Origin of the sequence: Novosphingobium oxfordense (genome assembly GCF_044029435.1) — a bacterium.
GTDB lineage: Bacteria > Pseudomonadota > Alphaproteobacteria > Sphingomonadales > Sphingomonadaceae > Novosphingobium.
Window position 1 is genome coordinate 2,518,411 of sequence record NZ_CP147005.1, and the last position, 18,517, is coordinate 2,536,927.

The 18,517-nt window shown below is 63.9% G+C and carries 19 protein-coding genes and 1 tRNA gene; 8 read left to right on the plus strand and 12 right to left on the minus strand.

Annotated elements, in window-relative coordinates; all coding sequences use genetic code 11:
- Positions 1 to 389 precede the first annotated feature (389 nt).
- From WBP07_RS11630 to WBP07_RS11640, 3 genes are all read right to left on the minus strand, one after another.
- Positions 390 to 1,292 (minus strand): HNH endonuclease, encoded by a 903-nt coding sequence (locus tag WBP07_RS11630; RefSeq protein WP_395391211.1) that lies wholly within the window; start codon positions 1,290 to 1,292, stop codon positions 390 to 392.
- A gap of 108 nt (positions 1,293 to 1,400) precedes the next feature.
- Complete coding sequence (locus WBP07_RS11635; RefSeq protein ID WP_395391212.1) at positions 1,401 to 2,639, minus strand: tyrosine-type recombinase/integrase; 1,239 nt, start codon at positions 2,637 to 2,639, stop codon at positions 1,401 to 1,403.
- A 166-nt stretch (positions 2,640 to 2,805) separates the two neighbouring features.
- Positions 2,806 to 2,892: transfer RNA gene (locus WBP07_RS11640), tRNA-Leu, on the minus strand.
- 268 nt (positions 2,893 to 3,160) lie between these two features.
- Between WBP07_RS11640 and WBP07_RS11645 the strand changes: the two genes are divergently transcribed.
- Entirely contained in the window at positions 3,161 to 4,114 is a 954-nt protein-coding gene (locus WBP07_RS11645; RefSeq protein WP_395391213.1) for a complex I NDUFA9 subunit family protein, read from the plus strand.
- A gap of 35 nt (positions 4,115 to 4,149) precedes the next feature.
- Here the strand turns inward: WBP07_RS11645 and WBP07_RS11650 are convergent, their stop codons facing one another.
- Together WBP07_RS11650 and WBP07_RS11655 are read right to left on the minus strand one after the other, a co-directional pair.
- Positions 4,150 to 5,010: a DUF2071 domain-containing protein gene (locus WBP07_RS11650; protein ID WP_395391214.1), complete on the minus strand. Its 861-nt coding sequence runs from the start codon at positions 5,008 to 5,010 to the stop codon at positions 4,150 to 4,152.
- An 18-nt stretch (positions 5,011 to 5,028) separates the two neighbouring features.
- Positions 5,029 to 5,700 carry a glutathione S-transferase family protein gene (locus WBP07_RS11655; RefSeq protein ID WP_395395781.1) on the minus strand — a complete coding sequence of 224 codons (672 nt, stop codon included), beginning with the start codon at positions 5,698 to 5,700 and terminating at the stop codon, positions 5,029 to 5,031.
- A 278-nt stretch (positions 5,701 to 5,978) separates the two neighbouring features.
- On the opposite strand from WBP07_RS11655, the gene WBP07_RS11660 reads away from it, so the two are divergent.
- Positions 5,979 to 6,362 carry a VOC family protein gene (locus tag WBP07_RS11660; RefSeq protein ID WP_395391215.1) on the plus strand — a complete coding sequence of 128 codons (384 nt, stop codon included), beginning with the start codon at positions 5,979 to 5,981 and terminating at the stop codon, positions 6,360 to 6,362.
- Positions 6,363 to 6,420: 58 nt separating this feature from the next.
- The gene (locus WBP07_RS11665; protein ID WP_395391216.1) at positions 6,421 to 6,807 is read left to right on the plus strand and encodes a VOC family protein; all 387 of its coding nucleotides are present in this window, start codon (positions 6,421 to 6,423) and stop codon (positions 6,805 to 6,807) included.
- Between the two features lie 98 nt (positions 6,808 to 6,905).
- On the opposite strand, the gene WBP07_RS11670 is transcribed toward WBP07_RS11665, so the two are convergent.
- The gene (locus tag WBP07_RS11670) at positions 6,906 to 8,249 is read right to left on the minus strand and encodes an amidohydrolase family protein (RefSeq protein WP_395391217.1); all 1,344 of its coding nucleotides are present in this window, start codon (positions 8,247 to 8,249) and stop codon (positions 6,906 to 6,908) included.
- Between the two features lie 483 nt (positions 8,250 to 8,732).
- On the opposite strand from WBP07_RS11670, the gene WBP07_RS11675 reads away from it, so the two are divergent.
- Both WBP07_RS11675 and WBP07_RS11680 read left to right on the plus strand, forming a co-directional pair.
- A complete protein-coding gene (locus tag WBP07_RS11675; RefSeq protein ID WP_395391218.1) occupies positions 8,733 to 9,617 on the plus strand; it encodes an OmpA family protein in 885 nt (294 codons plus the stop codon).
- A gap of 441 nt (positions 9,618 to 10,058) precedes the next feature.
- On the plus strand, positions 10,059 to 10,589 hold the full coding sequence (locus WBP07_RS11680) for a hypothetical protein (RefSeq protein ID WP_395391219.1): 531 nt from the start codon (positions 10,059 to 10,061) through the stop codon (positions 10,587 to 10,589).
- A 125-nt stretch (positions 10,590 to 10,714) separates the two neighbouring features.
- Here WBP07_RS11680 and metW read toward each other — a convergent pair whose 3' ends face one another.
- Genes metW through WBP07_RS11695 form a run of 3 tightly spaced genes read right to left on the minus strand, consistent with a single transcriptional unit; the run spans position 10,715 to position 12,883 of the window.
- Positions 10,715 to 11,296, minus strand: a complete 582-nt coding sequence (metW, locus tag WBP07_RS11685; protein ID WP_395391220.1) for a methionine biosynthesis protein MetW — start codon at positions 11,294 to 11,296, stop codon at positions 10,715 to 10,717.
- A 2-nt stretch (positions 11,297 to 11,298) separates the two neighbouring features.
- On the minus strand, positions 11,299 to 11,739 hold the full coding sequence (locus WBP07_RS11690) for a GNAT family N-acetyltransferase (protein ID WP_395391221.1): 441 nt from the start codon (positions 11,737 to 11,739) through the stop codon (positions 11,299 to 11,301).
- A 1-nt stretch (position 11,740) separates the two neighbouring features.
- A complete protein-coding gene (locus tag WBP07_RS11695; RefSeq protein ID WP_395391222.1) occupies positions 11,741 to 12,883 on the minus strand; it encodes a homoserine O-acetyltransferase in 1,143 nt (380 codons plus the stop codon).
- Between the two features lie 341 nt (positions 12,884 to 13,224).
- Here WBP07_RS11695 and hisC point away from each other — a divergent pair, with 341 nt between their 5' ends.
- From hisC to WBP07_RS11710, 3 genes are all read left to right on the plus strand, one after another.
- The gene (gene hisC, locus WBP07_RS11700) at positions 13,225 to 14,346 is read left to right on the plus strand and encodes a histidinol-phosphate transaminase (RefSeq protein ID WP_395391223.1); all 1,122 of its coding nucleotides are present in this window, start codon (positions 13,225 to 13,227) and stop codon (positions 14,344 to 14,346) included.
- Entirely contained in the window at positions 14,343 to 15,260 is a 918-nt protein-coding gene (locus tag WBP07_RS11705) for a prephenate/arogenate dehydrogenase family protein (RefSeq protein WP_395391224.1), read from the plus strand. The genes hisC and WBP07_RS11705 overlap by 4 nt, the downstream gene beginning before the upstream one ends.
- A gap of 118 nt (positions 15,261 to 15,378) precedes the next feature.
- Positions 15,379 to 16,158, plus strand: coding sequence for a transglutaminase family protein (locus WBP07_RS11710; protein WP_395391225.1), 780 nt, complete (start codon positions 15,379 to 15,381; stop codon positions 16,156 to 16,158).
- Between the two features lie 158 nt (positions 16,159 to 16,316).
- Here the strand turns inward: WBP07_RS11710 and WBP07_RS11715 are convergent, their stop codons facing one another.
- Genes WBP07_RS11715 through WBP07_RS11725 form a run of 3 tightly spaced genes read right to left on the minus strand, consistent with a single transcriptional unit; the run spans position 16,317 to position 18,493 of the window.
- A complete protein-coding gene (locus WBP07_RS11715; protein ID WP_395391226.1) occupies positions 16,317 to 17,015 on the minus strand; it encodes a lysophospholipid acyltransferase family protein in 699 nt (232 codons plus the stop codon).
- The gene (locus WBP07_RS11720; RefSeq protein ID WP_395391227.1) at positions 17,012 to 17,563 is read right to left on the minus strand and encodes a YdcF family protein; all 552 of its coding nucleotides are present in this window, start codon (positions 17,561 to 17,563) and stop codon (positions 17,012 to 17,014) included. Before WBP07_RS11720 ends, WBP07_RS11715 begins: the two co-directional genes overlap by 4 nt.
- Positions 17,564 to 17,590: 27 nt before the next feature.
- A complete protein-coding gene (locus WBP07_RS11725) occupies positions 17,591 to 18,493 on the minus strand; it encodes a cell division protein FtsX (RefSeq protein ID WP_395395782.1) in 903 nt (300 codons plus the stop codon).
- Positions 18,494 to 18,517 lie beyond the last annotated feature (24 nt).

Consider the following 18,517-nt stretch of genomic DNA (forward strand, 5'->3'; position numbering starts at 1 on the left):
CATTGCGCATAGGCTTTACCCCCTAACAGCCTGCATATAAGACGTACTAATGCCATTCCAGCAAAGTAAATGCTTGCATTTGTAGTAAGTCGCACAATGCGCATTGTGTAGATCAAGACTGCCAGCCCAGCAAGAAAAGGGTTCGTGCTGTTCAGGTGCAAAGTGTGCCTCGATCGCCAAGCCTAGCGCAAGCCCGCGTTCGCACCGCTTGCGATTGTCATTGCAATGGCGCTGAGAACCACCAGCCGCCGGTTTCGCTGGCTTCATTCTCCAGCAGTCCTGGCTGTCCCGATGGAGATCGTCGGCACGAAACCCTTCTCGCGGATCTGATCGTAAATGAGCATCAGCTCAGAATCGTCAGCCTCACCTCCAGTCTGCAAACGAGCCGTTCACTGCTTGAAGCAATTATCGCGATGCCAGCCGAGGAAACTGGGGTGCGGGCGATCCCCAGGGAGACTCGGCGGAACTGCAAAGCCTTTGCGGTTCACCAATGCTCGAATGGAATCAGCATCGTTTGCTTGGCGGCTAACCAAGATTTCCAGATCATCTCCTAGACTGATCAGGCCTCGATCAAACATCCAGTGCACCGTCCCCGACAATGCCAGACCGTTGCTCACGACATCCGGACCTCCCTTTTCGACAGGCCGGATATGAGCGGCCTCAACCTCCGCCCGCCCCCCACCATTAATAATCTTCAGGCCTGTGATCGCACAGCGAGCGTCGTAAGCGGTAACGACGCGGCGCCGAAACAGCCGGTCTCGCACGAGCCGTGAACCGAGATATGCAACGCGATCACGTTCGATTTCGTGGACGAACGGCTCCCGCTCTTCCCTCAAGGCATCCGTTTCGGAAACGGTGTCACCCACTCTGGGAAGGAAGTCGTGGTCTTCGGCAATGCCGAGGTCAATGATGCGATTGAAATCAGCAATGGCCAGCGGCCGAACCGCCGACTGGGCTCGCCCCGAATTCTTGCCATCTTCGTTCAACACTCCGCGCTCGACAACGCCAAGAGGTCCATTGAATGGGACCGGGTTGACGAAGTCGAGGTAGGAGCCGGGCTCGATTAGCGCGAGATACATGCCGGGGACAGTTGGATCCGGCACCACCTGCTCAACCTTGGCCGTCGCGAAATACCCTTTCGAGAAGCGAACCTTGCTCGGCTCGTAATAGATGATCCAGTCACCGATGCAGGCACTCACCCGCCCAAGATATTGGCTGGGGAACTGATAGCGTTCCGCCGGGCTGTCGTCGTAGACCGAGTCCGACCGATGGATGAATATACCTTTCGCCATTCGCCTCCGATAGCGCCCGCCTTGCGTTGGTGGAAAGCCTTATGATGCCACGCAAAAGATGCGCCTTGGCAACTGCACAGGAAGGATGAAGCGGATACCGCCGTCCCCCTAGGCTTCATCCGAACGCTGCACTCCAAACCTGGGCTTTGAAAGCCGAGCGCAGTCGCGCAGCCGCTCGAGCTCGTCGGACCAAAACTGCATCATCGAGACGCGCTCATTCCAGTACTCGCCGCGCGTGTAAGCCCTGCGCACTCCATTGTTCTCCATGTGCGCAAGCTGGCGCTCAATCGCATCCGGATTGAACCGGCCGCTCTCATTGAGCAGCGTAGCCGCCATGGCCCTGAACCCATGCGCCGACATTTCTTCCTGCGCGAAGCCGAGAGTGCGCAGCGCAGCGTTCACCGTGTTTTCGGACATCGGCCGCCTCCAACCGCGAATGGACGGAAAGCAATACGGCGCATGGCCGGTGAGCTCCCACAGCTCCTCGAACAGGCCCATGACCTGAGTGGAAAGCGGAACCCTGTGCGGGCGGCGCATCTTCATCTTGTGGGCCGGGAGATTCCAGATTGCCCGCTCGAAATCGAATTCCGCCCATTCCGCCTGACGCAGCTCGCCAGGACGCACAAAGAGGTGTGCCGATAGCCTGAGCGCATAATGTGTAACCCCATGCCCAGCGAATGCCTCGATCGCGCGCATGAGGTCGCCTGCGCGATCGGGCGTAGTGATGGCCGCCAGATGCTTGGTCTTGGGAACCGTCAGCGCGCCCCTCAGGTCGCTCGCGGGATCGCGCTCGGCCCGCGTGGTTGCGATGGCGTAGCGAAACACCCGGCTGAGAACGCTGCGCATGCGCCGGGCGCTTTCATAGCGGCCCGTGGCCTCGATCGAACGCAGAACGCCCAGGACCTCCTGCGTGGTGATTTTCGCGACCGGCCGATTGCCGATTTTGGGATAGGCCTTGTCTAGCAGCCACCTGAGCTTGCTGACCGTAATTTCGGCCATACCCTCGCGCTCGTTCTTCGCGATCCACTCCACAGCCACCGCCTTGAACGTCTCGCTCTCCTCCACACGCGCCCGGGCCGCATCGACCTTCTTCTGATGCGAAGGGTCGACACCGTTGGCAAGAAGCCGCTTGGCCTCCTCACGTCGGACACGCGCGTCGGCTAGGCTGATCTCCGGCCAGGGGCCAAAGGCCAGCGTGCGCTGCTTGCCGAGGTAGGTGTAATTGAGGCGCCAGAGCTTCGAGCCGTTTGGCCGGACCAGCAGATAGAGCCCGCCGCCATCGGACAGCTTGTAATCCTTGTCGCGAGATTTTGCGCTGGCGACTGCGGTGGCGAAGAGTGTGGCCATAGGGGAACCGTCCTTGCTGCAGGACGGATTTCGATACCTTGCAGGATACCAAGTTTGTTCCCGATTGGTGCCGGATCCGCCCGATTGTGAGCGGACGATTATAGCGGAAAAAGTGAGGTTTTTCAGCCTCTCCGCGGACGTCGGTGGACGTCCGCGGATGAGAGCTTGGTGCCCAGAAGAGGACTCGAACCTCCACGCCCTTGCGAGCGCCAGCACCTGAAGCTGGTGCGTCTACCAATTCCGCCATCTGGGCACGGAAGCGAGGGGGCCGTTGTTGCCGTCCTCGCCGGGTAGGAGGGCGCCTCTAAGGGGCTCCTTGATTCGTGTCAACGCCCCTCAAGCAAGTTTTTTCAATTCTTTCGAAAAAGGCCGAAAATTCCTCTTCACCCTCCCTCCGATACCGCGCTTGGTTGCCCCGGCATGGCCCATGTGCCAATAATTTACATCATGCGCGAAACCGGCGCTGGCGGCCTTTTTCTCCCTCGCCGCGTCTGCGCCACGCTGAAGGAGCCGATCAGACCATGAGCCAAGGCAACCCCGATTCCCTTTCCGGCAAGATCGTCACCCTGCTGGGTGGCAGCGGATTTCTCGGCAGGCATGTGGTGCAGGAACTGTTCGCGCGGGGTGCCCGTGTGCGCGTGGCCAGCCGCAACCCGGACAAGGCGTGGTCGATCAAGCCGCTGAGCAACCTGGGCCAGATCCAGTTCGCGCGGGTGGACGTCAGCAAGCTGGATTCGCTCGCGCGCGTGCTGGAGGGTTCCGACGCGGTGGTGAACCTTGTCGGCGCGTTCGACGGCAATCTCGATGCCGTGCAGGGTTCGGGAGCCGGGCGCATCGCTGCCGCCGCCAAGGCTGCCGGCGCGCAGGCCTTCGTCCACGTTTCCGCGATCGGTGCCGATGCCGGTTCGGACGTGACCTATGCCCGCACCAAGGCGGAAGGCGAACGGGCCGTACTGGCCGAATTTCCCAGTGCCACGATCGTGCGCCCCGCCATCATGTTCGGGCCGGACGACAACTTCGTGATGATGTTCGGCGAGTTGATCTCGCGCATGCGCATGCTCCCGGTTTTCGCGCCGGAGGCGAAGCTTCAGCCGGTGTTCGTGGACGATGTGGCCGAATCGATCGCCATTGCCCTGGCCGCGCCGGAGATTCACGGTGGCAAAACCTACGAACTGGCCGGGCCCGAAATCTATACGGTGCTGGAACTCAACCAGCGCATCGCCGCTTCCGAAGGCCGCAAGCGCGCGCTGGTTCCCCTGCCCGACGGCCTGGGCGGCCTGATTGCCGCCCTGCCCGGCACGCCGATCAGCACCGATCAGTTCAAGCTGCTGAAGGCCGGCATCGAGGCCAGCGGCACGCTTCCCGGGTTAGCAGAGATCGGCGTTACGCCGCGGCCGCTGGAACTCTTTCTGGACCGCTGGATGACGCGGTTCCGCAACCATGGCCGCTTCGGCACCAAGTCGGCGATTGCCTGACACCAAAAAAGGACCGCGCAGACCGCCGGCCGTGTTTACATCGTTGTCGTGACAAGCCTTTCCGATATGGCTCTAAAACGGACCGAAGGAACCCGAAAACAGAATGGCAGGTTGCCGGCCTGCCACCGTTTCAACAATGCGCCAGGATCATAACGAACCACGCGAAGGAATTCCACGGCATCCGTCCTTATCGGCAAATCTATACCAGCCAAAGAAAGTTGCCCATCACGCTCCGTCGGCGCAAGCGCAGCGTGCTGTAAGCAGAGCTTACGCAGTGCGTCGGGTAATCCGGAAAAGAAGGGAGCGAAAGCCTCCGGCAATTCAGCTTGCCCAAGGCGGCCGACATGCAGCGTCATCGACGGCGCACTTCCCCTGCCATCCAATCGCGTCAACCAGCCGTCGCTTTGCTCGCGATGTTCGAAATGTTCAGCCCGATGCGACAGCATGGCGTCACTAAAGATCCTTGTCCCCAGCGCATAAAGATAGCTGTCAAAGGTGTTGGCGAGGAAGAGCACGGTATCTTCCGCCGGTGCCTTCCCATCGACTTCCTCGACATAGAGGCGCCAATTGCTTTGAAGCGGTGATGGAAAGAAGCGTCGCAATGGCCCCGCCAGAGCGGGTCCAAAATGCCCGTGAGCGTAAGTAAGCACGGTAAGGATGGTCTGCCCATTGCGCTCGACCAACTGCACGCCGGGCGGGACGCGATCCGCGACGGCGGCCACCGGCACCACCCAGTTGGCATAGATGACATCACGCACGTCGCTTTCGAGTACCGGAAACGGCAATCCGCCTAGCAGGATGCGGCGCAAGCGCTTGATCGATGGAGAATTTGCCAGCCAGTTCTGTAAGTGCCCAACTGAGCCACCGTCCGGCGACACGAACAGTTCGGCCTTCATCCTATTCGCCATCCAGTCTCAGGCATCTACTTCCGCATAGTGGCTGGGCGGCTGGATCACTTCCATCCGCTCGCTGAGCAGCGGGCGGAACGAGGGGCGTGACTTCATCACCAGATACCAGCCGCGCGCCTGTTCGTGGCTCGACCAGTCGAGGCCGCCCAGGTAGTCCGCCACGGAAATCTGGGCGGCAGCGGCCAGATCGGCCAAGGTCATCGTCGAACCCGCGAGCCAGGGGCGGTTGTCGATCAGGTAGTCGATGTAGTCGAGGTAATCGTGCGCCAGCTTCATCGATTCGCGCAGGATCTTCGCATCGGGCGACTGGCGCAGGACGAGGCGCTTCTTCATGCGCTCATGCAGCAGCGGGCCGGATACGTCGTTGAAGAAATTCTCATCGAACATCGCGATCAGGCGGCGGATTTCCGCGCGTTGCTGCACGGTGCCGCTGATCTGCGGGTTCCGCTCCACCGTTTCCTCGAAGTACTCGCAAATGGCGCGGCTGTCGGAGAGGACGATGTTGCGCTCCGCCTCCCGCACCACGGGCGTGCGGCCGGCCGGGTTCATCGCGAAGAGCCTGTCCTCACCCTCCCACGGGCGCGCGGTCTGGAGTTCGTAGGCGATGCCCTTTTCGGCCATCAGCAGGCGAACCTTGCGACTGAACGGGCAGAGCGGGAACTGGAAGATGTGCCACATGGCGATTTTGAATGCCAAACCCGCCCGCCAGCGTCCACCCGAAGCATTTCCACAAGGGCCTTCGCGAGCCGAAACGCGTGGATAACTGCGCGTCTTGCCGATCATCCACCCGGCAGGAAGCAAGCCATCGCGCGGGCGGGACCACCACTGCGATATTCCCCGCCGATTGCACGGATCCGATTGACCCGAAGGCCTCCGATGGTGAAACCATCCCCCCAAGAAGAATACCGGCCGATGGCCGGCCCTCACCCAATCGGACAACCGCAAGGGAACCTGCAATGTTCAGCCACATCTGCGTCGGCAGCAACGACCTCAATACCGCCAAGACCTTCTACGACGCCGTGTTCGGCACCATGGGCGCGACTCCGGTGCTCAGCGATCCTGCCGCCGGACGCCTGGGCTGGATGCACAACGGGTCGAACTTCATGGTCGTCAGCCCGCTGAACGGCGACGCGGCCACGTTCGCCAACGGCGGTACCGTGGGCTTCACGATGGACAGCGCCGATGCGGTGGACGCCTGGCATGCCGCCGGCTGCGCTGCGGGTGGCGCCAGCTGCGAGGATGCGCCGGGGCCGCGCGAATTTCCGTTCGGCACGCTCTACCTCGCCTACTTGCGCGACCCCGATAACAACAAGCTTTGCGCCATGTACCGCGCGGGCTGAACCGACTTCGGCACCGGCCCGTGCAACGACGCGGGCCGGCCTTTCTGGGAGAGAAGCGATGATCCTGAAGAGCCTGCGCCTCGGCACCAACGATCTTGAAAAGGCACGCGAATTCTATGACGCGACGTTCGCCACGCTGGGCGTTTCGCCGTGCCAGTCGACGCCCGAATGGCCGATCGTGATGTGGGATGTCGATGGCCTGAAGTTCCTGCTGGGCCCCGCGCGCGATGGGCAGCCCGCCACCCATGCCAACGGCGGCACGATCATCTTCGAGGCGCCGGACGCGGATACCGTGCGCGCGTGGCATGCCGCCGGCATCGCCCATGGCGGCACTTGCGAGGGCCAGCCGGAGGAAAAACCGCAGGCACGCGGCGCTTTCGGCGCCTATATGCGCGATCCGGACGGCAACAAGCTTGGCATGTACGCCGGGCTCAAGATGGGCTGACCGGGCCGTTCGGGTCCGCCTTTTCAAGCGTGACCCGAACGACACCTAACCCTACATTGGCGGCACGTTGGCGGCACGGAGCCGTCACCGAACAGGCCCTACACGCCCTCGCGCTTGTAGAGCTTGCCGCCCTTCATGATCGCCGAGAAATTGCGCCCCGGATCGCCGATCAGCTCGATGTTGGAAAGCGGATCGCCGTTGACCAGAATCAGGTCCGCCAGCGCCCCCTGCTCCACCACGCCAAGCTTGCCCTTGTAGGGTGCGCGCTCTCCGGACAGTGCCAACAGTTGCGCATTGTCGTATGTCACCAGCTTCAGGATCTCCGCGTTGGTGAACCACTGCTTCAGCCGCAGGATATAGGCGTTCTGTTCGGCGTTCTCCTCCGGCCGGAACAGGAAGTCCGTGCCCCAGGCGATCTTCACGTGATCCTTCTTCGCCCAGGCCCAGACCTGATCCGCGCCGGCGCGCACTTTCAACTTGTTGGCAAGGCGGTCCGGCGGGTCGCTGGGCAGCGGCGGCGGCAGGTTCTGCATCGATAGCCACACGCCGCGATCGGCCAGCATCTGCACCGTCGCCTCATCCAGCAACTGCCCATGCTCCACGCATTTCACCCCGGCCTCCACCGCCCGCCGCACCGCGCGCGGGGTGTAGGCGTGGACGGTGACGTAGGTGCCCCAGTCCTCCGCCGCGGCGACAGCGGCGGAGATTTCTTCCGGCAAGTACTGCGTCACGTCGAGCGGATCGTATTCGGAGGACGATCCCCCGCCCGCCATCAGCTTGATCTGGCTGGCGCCGAACCGCAGGTTTTCGCGCGTGGCGGTGAGTACTTCATCGCGCCCATCGGCAATGAAAGTGGCGCCCAATTGTTCCGCGCGGGACGGTTTGCCGAAGAACCGGCGCGAAGGCTCATTAGGCAGGCGGAAGTCGCCATGGCCGGATGTCTGGCTGATCACCGCGCCCGAGGGCCAGATGCGCGGCCCTTCGTACTTGCCCGCGTCGATCCCGGCCTTCAGCCCGAAGATCGGCCCGCCCATGTCGCGCACCGCCGTGAAGCCGCGCAGCAGCATCGCCTTCGACTGCACCGCCGCCGCCTGCTCCGCCTTTTGCGGCGTCAGGTCGGGCGCAAGCAATTGCGGCTCGGTCAGCGCGCTGAAAGTCAGGTGGACGTGAACGTCGATCAGCCCCGGCATCAGCGTGCGCCCGCGCCCATCGATCACCAGCGCGCCGGAGCCGGCGGTGATCCCGGCGCCGATCGCAGCAATGGTTCCATCCTTGACGGAAACGTTGACCGGGCCGCTCAGGCGATCCGAATGCCCGTCGAACACGCGCACGTTGCGGAACAGTACTTCGGGCGGCTTCGCGGCCGCGTCCGGCGCGGCATCTTGCGCCCCCACGGGCGCGAACGGGGCCGCGAACGGGGACAGGGCAAGAAAAACGGCCACGGAACGGGCCAAGGCAGGCGACTTCACCATCAAGATGACTCCCGACGTCCAGCCCCCCGGCCGACCGTGAGAGTAATGCGAAGTATTTTTGCAATCAAGCACTTGCGCACCGGGAACAGAACTGGGGGGCATGCGTTCGTTTTGGCCGCTCAGAACTGGCACTCCGCCGAAGCAATACCTCCAGGAGTGCGCGCAGGTAAGTCTATGGCCACAGAATCGTACAATTGGGAAATCCCTTCCCCTCGGTTCGCCGCACGGCGCTCTCGGATCACCCGCACAATCGATGTTCCTGCCCGGCACGTTCATATGCGCGAAAGCTTGCCCCGAACACGCAGGAAATCCACGGTGCGCAAGCGGCAGGAAGGCCCGCGAACGCACTTGGCCAGATGAAGGGGGTTTTGTCAGCCGGCCGCGCCACCAGGGGGCGGCCCAAGAAAAGCCGCAGTACGCAGCGCCGGCTGTTATGAATTGGAGGAATAATAAATGAGTCGCATTTCCAAAAGGGCCAAAGTTCTTATCGCCGTGGGCGCGCTTTCGGTGTCCGTGGCGGGCAGCGTTTCCGCCCAGCAGCAGGATGGCGGCCTGGAAGGCAGCGTCACCGCCGACGCGTCCAACCAGCAGCCGGTCAACACCGCCGGCATGACCAAGGGCCCGAAGGTCGAAGGCATCATCTCCGCACGCAGCGGCGATCGCATGCAGGTGACCAGCGCCAACGGCAACAAGACCATCATCACCATCACCGATGCCACCAAGATCAAGTCCAGCGGCGGCTTCCTGGGCATGAACAGCAGCAAGCTGGCGGCAACGCAGCTGCTGAACGGGCTGCCGGTTTCGGTGGACACCCTTCAGGGCGGCGGCGCCCTGGTGGCCAGCGCGATCGACCTGAAGAACAAGGACATGAAGGTCGCCTCCATGATCCACAACGGCACCGACCAGCGCTTCACCGCCAACGAGGCGGCCACCGAAGCCCTGCGCGGCCGCATGGGTGACATCGACAAGTACAACATCAAGGGCACGACCAACGTGAACTTCGATACGGGCAAGTTCGATCTTTCGCCCGAAGCGAAGCAGAACCTGTGCTCTGCCGCCACTTCGGCCGACGGCATGGACAACGCGCTTCTGCTGGTGGTCGGCTACACCGACTCCGTCGGCAGCGACGACTACAACCAGGTGCTCAGCGAAAAGCGCGCCAGCCGCGTGGTGAACTATCTGCAGCAGGCCTGCCACTGGAAGCCCTACCGCATGCTGACCCCCACCGGCATGGCCAAGGCCGACCCGCTGGCGGACAACAGCACCGAGGAAGGCAAGGCCCAGAATCGCCGCGTTGCGGTGAACATCCTGGTCAGCAAGGCCGTGGACGGCTTCTAAGCCTCACGCGCTGGAGACCCGGTCTTCGAGATATGCGGGGTGGGCTTTGCCTGCCCCGCATTTTTCGTGCGCTAGAGCGTTTTCTAATCAGGTGGAATCTCCTGATGACTCGGAAAACGCGGCAAACCAAGATTTTAGAGCAGTTGATCCGATGCAATCGGATCGGAAACTGCTCTAGTGCAGCGAAAGCCCACCCCCAACCCCTCCCGCCTGCGGGAGGGGAGTTTCAGCACAAGGATGAGACGGCGGAGCAACCCCGCCCTCCCGCAAGCGGGAGGGCCGCGAGACTTACGAAGCGCAGCGAAGTTAGTTGCAGCGGGGTGGGCAGACGCAGCGTGATGCGAGTTCGAAAAGGGCCGCTTTGCAGGATTTTAACCTCAAGCCCGCCGTTCCAGCGACGCGGACATTGCGGACGCGTATTGTGCGATCTACAAATCGCGGATGAAGATCCTCGCCCACGTTACCTTGTTCGTTGCAATCTTGACCTGCACGGCACCTGTATACGCCAAGACGCATGCGTCATCATCGGCAGAAGACAGGCAGCGCTTCGTCAACGTAACCGAGAACCTTGAACGGACGCCGCTGAATCCAGCGTTGACGCAGGATCGGCAATGGGCGCTTCGGTGGCTCGTTGAAGCGCCCGACGTGTCGGTTTCGGCCTGTTTGACACCCTTCGCCAAGCTGCCCGAGAGCTATGCGCACTCTTCTGAAATCATCGTTCAATACATGCTCGCCATGGCCGCCTTCACCATCCGACATCCGGAACAATCGACAGATGCCGAGGCCCAGCAACTCGCCGGAGTCGAGAGCGCGTTGAACATGTATCAGTCGATATTGCGTGCGCAGCCCGAAGAAAAATCACCTGCTCTCGATAATATTTTGAACACTCGAGACAAAGGTGAACTGAAGAACTTCATCCACACAGCCTATGCCGAATGTTCGAAGAACGAAGGCAAGCGAGCTTCCCTCTGATCTTTGAGCATCTCACACGGTCGCGCAAGCATCTGCATCAGGTAATGCCAACCGATTAGAAAACGCCCCTGCGGACATTTTCGTTAGCGGCGAAATTCGCGTCTTGCGAATTTCCAAGCGGACTCTCAGCGCGAGAGCAGGAACACCGCGTGCTCGGCGCGGAAGTTGGCTGCCGCCGCGCTGCACTGCTTGTCACCGGAGAGGAACCATGCGCCCTCCACCTTGATCCCGCGCTCCTTCACCAGTTCGCGGAAATCCTCGACCGTCAGGTGGTGGATGTTCGGCGTGGCGTACCACGGGATCGGCAGCAGCCGCGTTACCGGCATGCGCCCGCCCCACAGCAGTGACAGGCGTACCCGCCAGTGCGCGAAGTTGGGGAAGCTGACGAAGGCACGGCGGCCAATGCGCAGCAGTTCTTCCAGCACCACGTCGGGCCGCATCGTCGTCTGCAGGGTCTGCGACAGGATCGCGTAGTCCACCGACTGGTCGGGATAGAAGGTCAGGTCTTTGTCCGCATCGCCCTGGATCACCGAGAGGCCCTTGCCCACGCAGACGCCCACATCGGTGGGATCGAGTTCCATCCCGCGCGCATCGCAGCGCTTGTCGCGCAGCGCCAGCATCAGCGTGCCGTCACCGCAGCCGACGTCCAGCACGCGCGATCCCGGCGCGACATTGGCGGCGATCACGGCAAGATCGGGGCGCAGCATGGTCAGGAATCCGTTGCCAGAATAGCGGCGAACGGTCCGGAAAGCTTCTCCATCAGCCGATCCGGCCGGGCCAGCGGCTTGAAGCCCAGCTTGGCATAGACACCGTGGGCATCCTTGGTGGCCAGCATGAACCGGCGAATGTCGCCATAGTCGGGATGTTCGATAAACCAGTCCACCATGCGGCGGCCCAGCCCCTGCCCGCGCGCGGGCTCATCCACCCAGACATCCGCCAGCCATGCGAAGCTGGCGCGGTCGGAAATCACGCGGGCGAAACCGACTTGCGTTCCATCCGGAAGGTACGCGCCAAGGCAGTGCGATCCGGCAATCTGGCGCTCCACCTGTTCGCGCTCGACGCCGGGCGTCCAGTAGCTCGACGCCAGCCAGCCGTGGACGCGCGCAACGTCCAGCCGCGATGGATCGTCGCTCAGTTCGATGTCGGGCATTTTAGCGGCCTTCTCCCAGGAATCTCTCACTCAAGAAACCTTCCACCACGCGGTCCAGCGCGGGCACGTCGAGCAGGAACGAGTCGTGCCCGAACGGGGCCGAGAGTTCCACGAAGCTCACCGGCAGGCCGGCGGCGTTCAGCGCGTGGACCACGTTGCGCGAATCCGCCGTGGGGTAGAGCCAGTCGGTATCGAAGCTGACGAGGCAGAAGCGCGCCTTGGACTTGGCGAAGGCATTGGCCAGCAGGCCGCCGTGTTCTTCCGCAAGGTCGAAATAGTCCATCGCGCGGGTGATGTAGAGGTACGAGTTCGCGTCGAACCGGTCCGTAAAGGCCAGCCCCTGATAGCGCAGGTAGCTCTCGATCTGGAAATCGGCGTCGAAGCCGAAGGTCTTTTCCTCCCGATCCTGCAGGCGGCGGCCGAACTTCTCGGTCAGCCCCGCTTCCGAGAGGTAGGTGATGTGCGCGGCCATGCGCGCGACGGAGAGGCCTTTTTCGGGGCCTTTTCCGCCATTTTCCTTGACGCCGTAATAGTCGCCCTCGCGCCATTCGGGATCGGCCATGATCGCCTGCCGGCCCACTTCGTGGAAGGCAATGTTCTGGGCCGAGTGGCGCGCGGTGGAGGCGATCACCAGCGCCGCGCGGGTGCGGTCCGCGAAGTTGGAGGCAAGGCTGAGCGCCTGCATCCCGCCCATCGATCCGCCCACCACGGCATAGAGGCTCTCGATCCCCAGCGCATCCAGCAGGGCGACGTGGCCGCGCACCATGTCGCGCACGGTGATGACCGGGAAGCGCATGCCCCAGGGCTTGCCGTCTTCCGCCAGACTGGCCGGGCCGGTGGAGCCCATGCAGGAACCGATCACGTTGGCGCAGATCACGAAGAAGCGATCGGTATCGATCGGCTTGCCGGGGCCGACCATGCGCAGCCACCAGCCGGGCTTGCCGGTTTTCGGATGGTTGGAGACGACGTGGTGATCACCCGTCAGCGCGTGGCAGATCAGGATCGCGTTGTCCTTCGCCGCGTTGAGCGTGCCGTGCGTCTCATAGGCGATCCGCGCGCCGACAAGGCTCTGCCCGCCATCGAGCGGAAGCGGCTGGGTCAGTTCGAGAACCTGACTGGAGTCGGTGGTCTGCGTGGTTGCCATGATGAACTGAGCCAAGTGGGGGACGGGTAGGCCACTGTCAATTATTGGTGCTCGTTTGAAAAGTGCGCAGGCACGCATTTTCGTTGCGGGGCAGGTATCGCCAGCCTCCTACCCCTGTCGTCCGCGCGAAGGCGGGGATCCCGCTTTCTTCTCCAAGCTTGCGTCGAAGAACAGCGGGGCCCCCGCCTTCGCGGGGACGACGGAGTAATATGCCGATAGCGTTTCCATGGTCGCGAGCAGCAATGTAAGCGGCCGCGTGACATCTTCGGACCGATCCGATCGCCCCCTCGCAAATCGCCCCCTGTCCATCGCGCGCCTGCTGGGTTAAAGGCCGGCGCATCATGACCGACAGCCAGACCATCAGCAACCTTGCCCCGCAGCCCAAGCCGTGGATCGAGGCGATTCATGCCTATGTCCCCGGCAAGTCGAAAAGCGCGGATGGCAAGCCGCTTATCAAGCTGTCAGCCAACGAGAATCCGCTCGGCACCAGCCAGGCCGCGCTCGATGCGCGGGCGCAGGCGGTGGCGCCTTCGCTCTATCCGGATCCCGACAGCGTCGCACTGCGCGGGGCGCTGGGCGAATTGCACGGCATCGATCCCGTGCGCATCCTGTGCGGAACCGGATCGGGCGAGATCCTCGGTATCGCCGCCAGTGCCTATGCCGGGCCGGGCGATGAGATTCTGTATGTCCGCTACGGCTTCTCGCTCTACGAAATCGTTGCGCAGCGCTGCGGCGCCACGCCGGTCATCGCGCCCGATGCCGACTATGGCACCGACGTCGATACCCTGCTTTCCCATGTGACCGAGCGGACCCGCGTGGTCTTCGTTGCCAATCCGAACAATCCCACTGGCAGCTTCCTGCCGCGCGGGGAAATCGCGCGCCTGCACGCAGCATTGCCCGCCGACGTATTGCTCGTGATCGACCAGGCCTATGCCGAATATGTCGCGCCGGAAGATGACGACGGCGCCCTTGCGCTGGCTGCCGCGCATAACAACGTGCTGGTCACCCGCACTTTCTCCAAGGCTTATGGCCTTGCCGGGGAGCGCGTGGGCTGGGCCACGGCATCGACGGACGTGATCGGCGTGCTGAACCGCATCCGCGGCCCCTTCCCCCTGAACAACACCGCTCAGGCGACCACGCTGGCCGCGGTCAAGGATCAGGCCTTCGTCGAGCAATCGCGCCTGCACAATCTGGCGGAGCGCACCCGCTTTGCCGCGAAGATCGCCGCCATGGGCAACCACGGGCTGCGCGCGATCCCCAGCGAGGCCAACTTCGTGCTCGTGCTGTTCGAAGGCGCCCTGACCGGAGAAACGGCCTATAACGGCCTTGCCGATCGCGGCTACATCGTCCGCTGGCTGCCGGGCCAAGGCCTGCCGCAAGCACTGCGCATCACCATCGGCAAGCCCGCGGACATGGATGCGATCGCCACGGGCCTGCGCGAAATGGCGGAAGCGGCGAAGTGAGCCTCTCCAACATCGCCATCATCGGGCTGGGCCTGCAGGGCGGCTCGATCGGTCTGGCTACACGCGAATACCTGCCCGACGCGCGCACCACCGGTTACGACATCAGCCCCAGCCACCGCGAACGCGCGGCGGAGCGTGGGCTGGTCGACCGGGTCTGCGACACCCCCGCCGATGCCGTGCGCGATGCCGATCTGGTGATCTTCTGCGTGCCGCCGGGCGCCATGGGCATGGCGGCCGAGCAAGTGCGCGATGCCCTGCCCGCGCATTGCCTGGTCAGCGACGTCGGATCCAGCAAGCAGGCCATCGCCCGCGATCTGGGTGCGGCGCTGCCCGATCACATGGTGATCCCGGCGCACCCCGTGGCCGGCACCGAGAATTCCGGCCCCGACGCCGGCTTCGCCCACTTGTTCCGCAACCGCTGGTGCATCGTCACCCCGCCCGCCACTACCGACATGGTGAAGCTGAGCGAGCTGGTGAACTTCTGGGAAGCCCTGGGCGCCAATGTGGAGATCATGACGCCGGAGCATCATGACCTTGTGCTGGCCGTCACCAGCCACCTGCCGCACCTGATCGCTTATACCATCGTCGGCACCGCGTCCGACCTTGAGGATGTGACGCAGAGCGAGGTGATCAAGTATTCGGCCGGCGGCTTCCGCGACTTCACGCGCATCGCCGCGTCGGACCCGACGATGTGGCGCGACGTGTTCCTGTCCAACAAGGAAGCGGTGCTGACCATGCTCCAGCGCTTCACCGAGGACCTGACCGCGCTGCAACGCGCGATCCGCGTGGGCGACGGCGACGCGCTGTTCGACCAGTTCAAGCGCACCCGCACGATCCGCCGCTCGATCATCGACGAAGGCCAGGACGATTCCCGCCCCGACTTCGGCCGCAACGATCACGAGAACGGGAAGTAAGAGGAAGCGGGCCGGGGCCGCTGAAATCCGCACACGGCGGATTTTCAAACCACCAACGCAGCCTCGCACGATCTGATGCTTTGAGCGGATGGAGCCCTCCGCTCGAAGGATCACCCCGATGAAGCTCGCCATCACCACCCGGCTCGAATACGCGCTGCCCGGCCCCACCGACGTGCTGCTGCAACTGGAAGCGGCGATAATCCCGGAGCAGGTGGTCCACCACGCCCATATCGACCTGCCGCCGCTGGAGCACTTCGCGCGCCTGCCCGGCCATGACGATATCGGCGATCGGCTCTGGCTCCATCTGGCCGGCACGTTGACGGTGGAATACCGCGCCACGGTGGAGCCGCAGCGGCTGATCGCGCCGCTGGAAAGCCTCTCCGCCCTGCCCCCGCACCTGCTTCCGGGCGAGACGGTGGACTACCTGCTGCCTTCGCGCTTCTGCCCTTCGGACCGGTTTCAGGACTTCGTGCTCGAACGCTTCGGCGCGCTGGCGGGCGGCGGCAAAGTGGCGGCGATCCGCGACTGGGTGGCGGGGCACATGGACTACGTGCCCGGCGCCAGCGACCCGCAAACCACGGCGGCAGACAGCTTCCGATCCGGCCAGGGCGTCTGCCGCGATTATGCCCACCTCGTCATCAGCCTGTGCCGCGCCGCCGCGATCCCCGCGCGCTTCTCCAGCGTCTATGCGCTGGGCGTCGATCCGCAGGACTTCCATGCGGTGGCCGAGGTGTTTCTGGACGGCGCCTGGCATCTGGTCGACGCCACCGAGATGAGCACGCCGGAAAGCACCGCCAAGATCGGCGTCGGGCCAGATGCGGCGGGCGTGGCGTTCCTGACCAGCTATGCGCCGGTGGAGATGGTCAACCAGTCGGTGGAAGTGAGCGAGACGGCCTAGCCCTCGCTCTAGCCCTTGGGCTCACCCCATTCCGTCATCCCCGCGAAGGCGGGGATCCCGCTTCCTTTTTGCCCTTCCGCCAACCTGGCGCAGAAGAACAAGCGGGGCCCCCGCCTTCGCGGGAGCGACGGAGTTTGGTTCGAAAGGTTGCGGGCAGATCAGCCGTTCAGCGCGTTGATCGCCTGCAGCACTTCGGCTTCGACCTGCTCGCGCGGGAGGCCGGGTTCGATGCGCTGACCGACGCGGATCACCACGGTGCCCGGCTTCTTCCAGAGCCGGTGATAGAACCGCCCCGAATCCACCGCCACCGGCACCACCGGCAGGTTCAGCAACTTGTAGAGCCCGGCGAAGCCCGATTGCAGCGGTGCCACCGTGCCATGCGGCACGCGCGTCCCCTCGGGAAAGATCGCCAGCGGGCGGCCCTGCGCCGCGAAGCCGCGCGCGGAGGAGACCATGGCCCGCAGCGCCTTGGCGCCTTCGTCGCGCATCACCGTCACCGCGCCATAGCGGCTCGCCGCCCAGCCCCAGCCGGGAAGGTCCATCAGCTCAGCCTTCGGGAACGGCGCCGGGTAGTTCATCATCGCGGGAAGGTCGATCGCTTCGAAAAAGCTTTCGTGCTTCAGCGCGACCAGCACGCCCTCGTTAGGCAGTTCGCCTTCGATCCGCAGCGTGATCCCCAGCAGCCAGCGGCAGCAGAAGCGGTGGAACCGCGCCCAGCCCCGCACACGGCGGCGCATCGGCGCGTCGCCCGCGAAAGCGGCCAGCCACACCAGCAGGACGCAGACCATCGTGCCCGGATAGAACACCAGGTAGAAAATCAGGCTGCGGATCACGTCGAGAGAATTGGTGCGGTTCAAGATTTCTTCCAGGGAGGACGGTTCCAGGTATCGAGCGCCATGCGCCCGAAATACTTGTGAAACTCTAGGAACAGGGTGCTAAGGCTGGGGCGCGAGGGCACGGCATCCTCGCGGATGGTCACGCCCTTGGGCAATTCGCGCGCCAGTTCGTAGGCGGCACGGCGCATGTGCCAGTCCGCCGTCACCAGCCGGATCGAGTGGATATGGTGCCGCTTCACCCAGTCAGCCGCCTCCAGCGCGTTGGATCGCGTGTCGTAGGCTTCGTAGCCCAGGGTGATGCAGCATTTCATCAGCGCATCGGGAATGCGGTATTCCGCCGCCAGTTCGCCGGGGCGGACCTCGCGATCGACGCCGGAGATCAGCAGGCGCGGGGCCTGGCGTTCCTTCAGCACTTCCAGCGATCGTTCGATCCGGCCCCGGCTGCCGGTCAGCACGATCACCGCATCGGTCTTCACCGACATGTCGAGCGCATCCGGAAGCGCGACCGCGAACCAGACGAAGCCGAACAGCCAGAACAGCAGGACAAAGGCGGCAGTGCGACGGAACATGACAGACTATCTAGTAACTTGTGCGCACTATAGCATCTTGCGCAGCGCATGCAGCACTGTGAAACGTGCCGTGAGCATGGCAAGCAGGGTGGACAGCAGCGGCACCAGTGCCAGCAGCAGCCAGTCGGTCCAGATCAGCGCGCCGCTATCGACAAGGCCGGCGCCCAGCCCGCCGAAGCGGCGGCCGATCGACAGGATCACCACCATCGCCAGCGCCAGCCCCACGGTGCCGCCACCCGCCGCATCGAACCCGATCGAGCGCTGGAACACGCGCGCCACTTGCGTATCGGTGCCACCCAGCAGGTGGACGATCTCGATCACCTCGCGATTGGCGCCCAGTGCGGAGCGCGCCGCCAGCAGCACCGCCGCCGCCAGCGCGAAGGACAGCAGTGCAACCAGCGCGATCGCCAGCACCTGAAGCGAGATCATCGCGTCGAACACCGGCTTCAACCAACCGGACTGTGCATCGACACGGGCGGAGGGCGCCACTTTGGTCAGCGCCTGCTGGATCGCCTTCAGCTTGGCCGGGGTGGCGGGGCCGTCCAGCCGCACGTCGATCAGCGCGGGCACCGGGATCGAGGCATTGGTCGCCTCCCCCACGTCGGCACCCAGCCAAGGTTCGATCAGCGCGTCCAGCTCCGCCTGCGGCACCTGCCGCAGCCCGGCGACATGCGGCTGACGCTTCAGCGCATCGGCAGCGGCCTTGGCCTCCCGCGTGCGGACATCCTCGCGCGGTTCCAGCAGTTGCACGGTAACGCCGCCCTCGATCTCCGCTTTGGCGGAGGTGATGGCATTGCCGAGCGCGAGACCGGCGGCGAGGGCAATGGCGGTCAGCGCCACCATGATCGCGATCACCCAGGGCATCGGCCCGGACATGCGCGCCTGCGGCACCAGTTCGGCACCGCGCACGCCCAGCCGCCGCCAGCCCATGCGCGGGGCGCCGTCTTCCGGCGC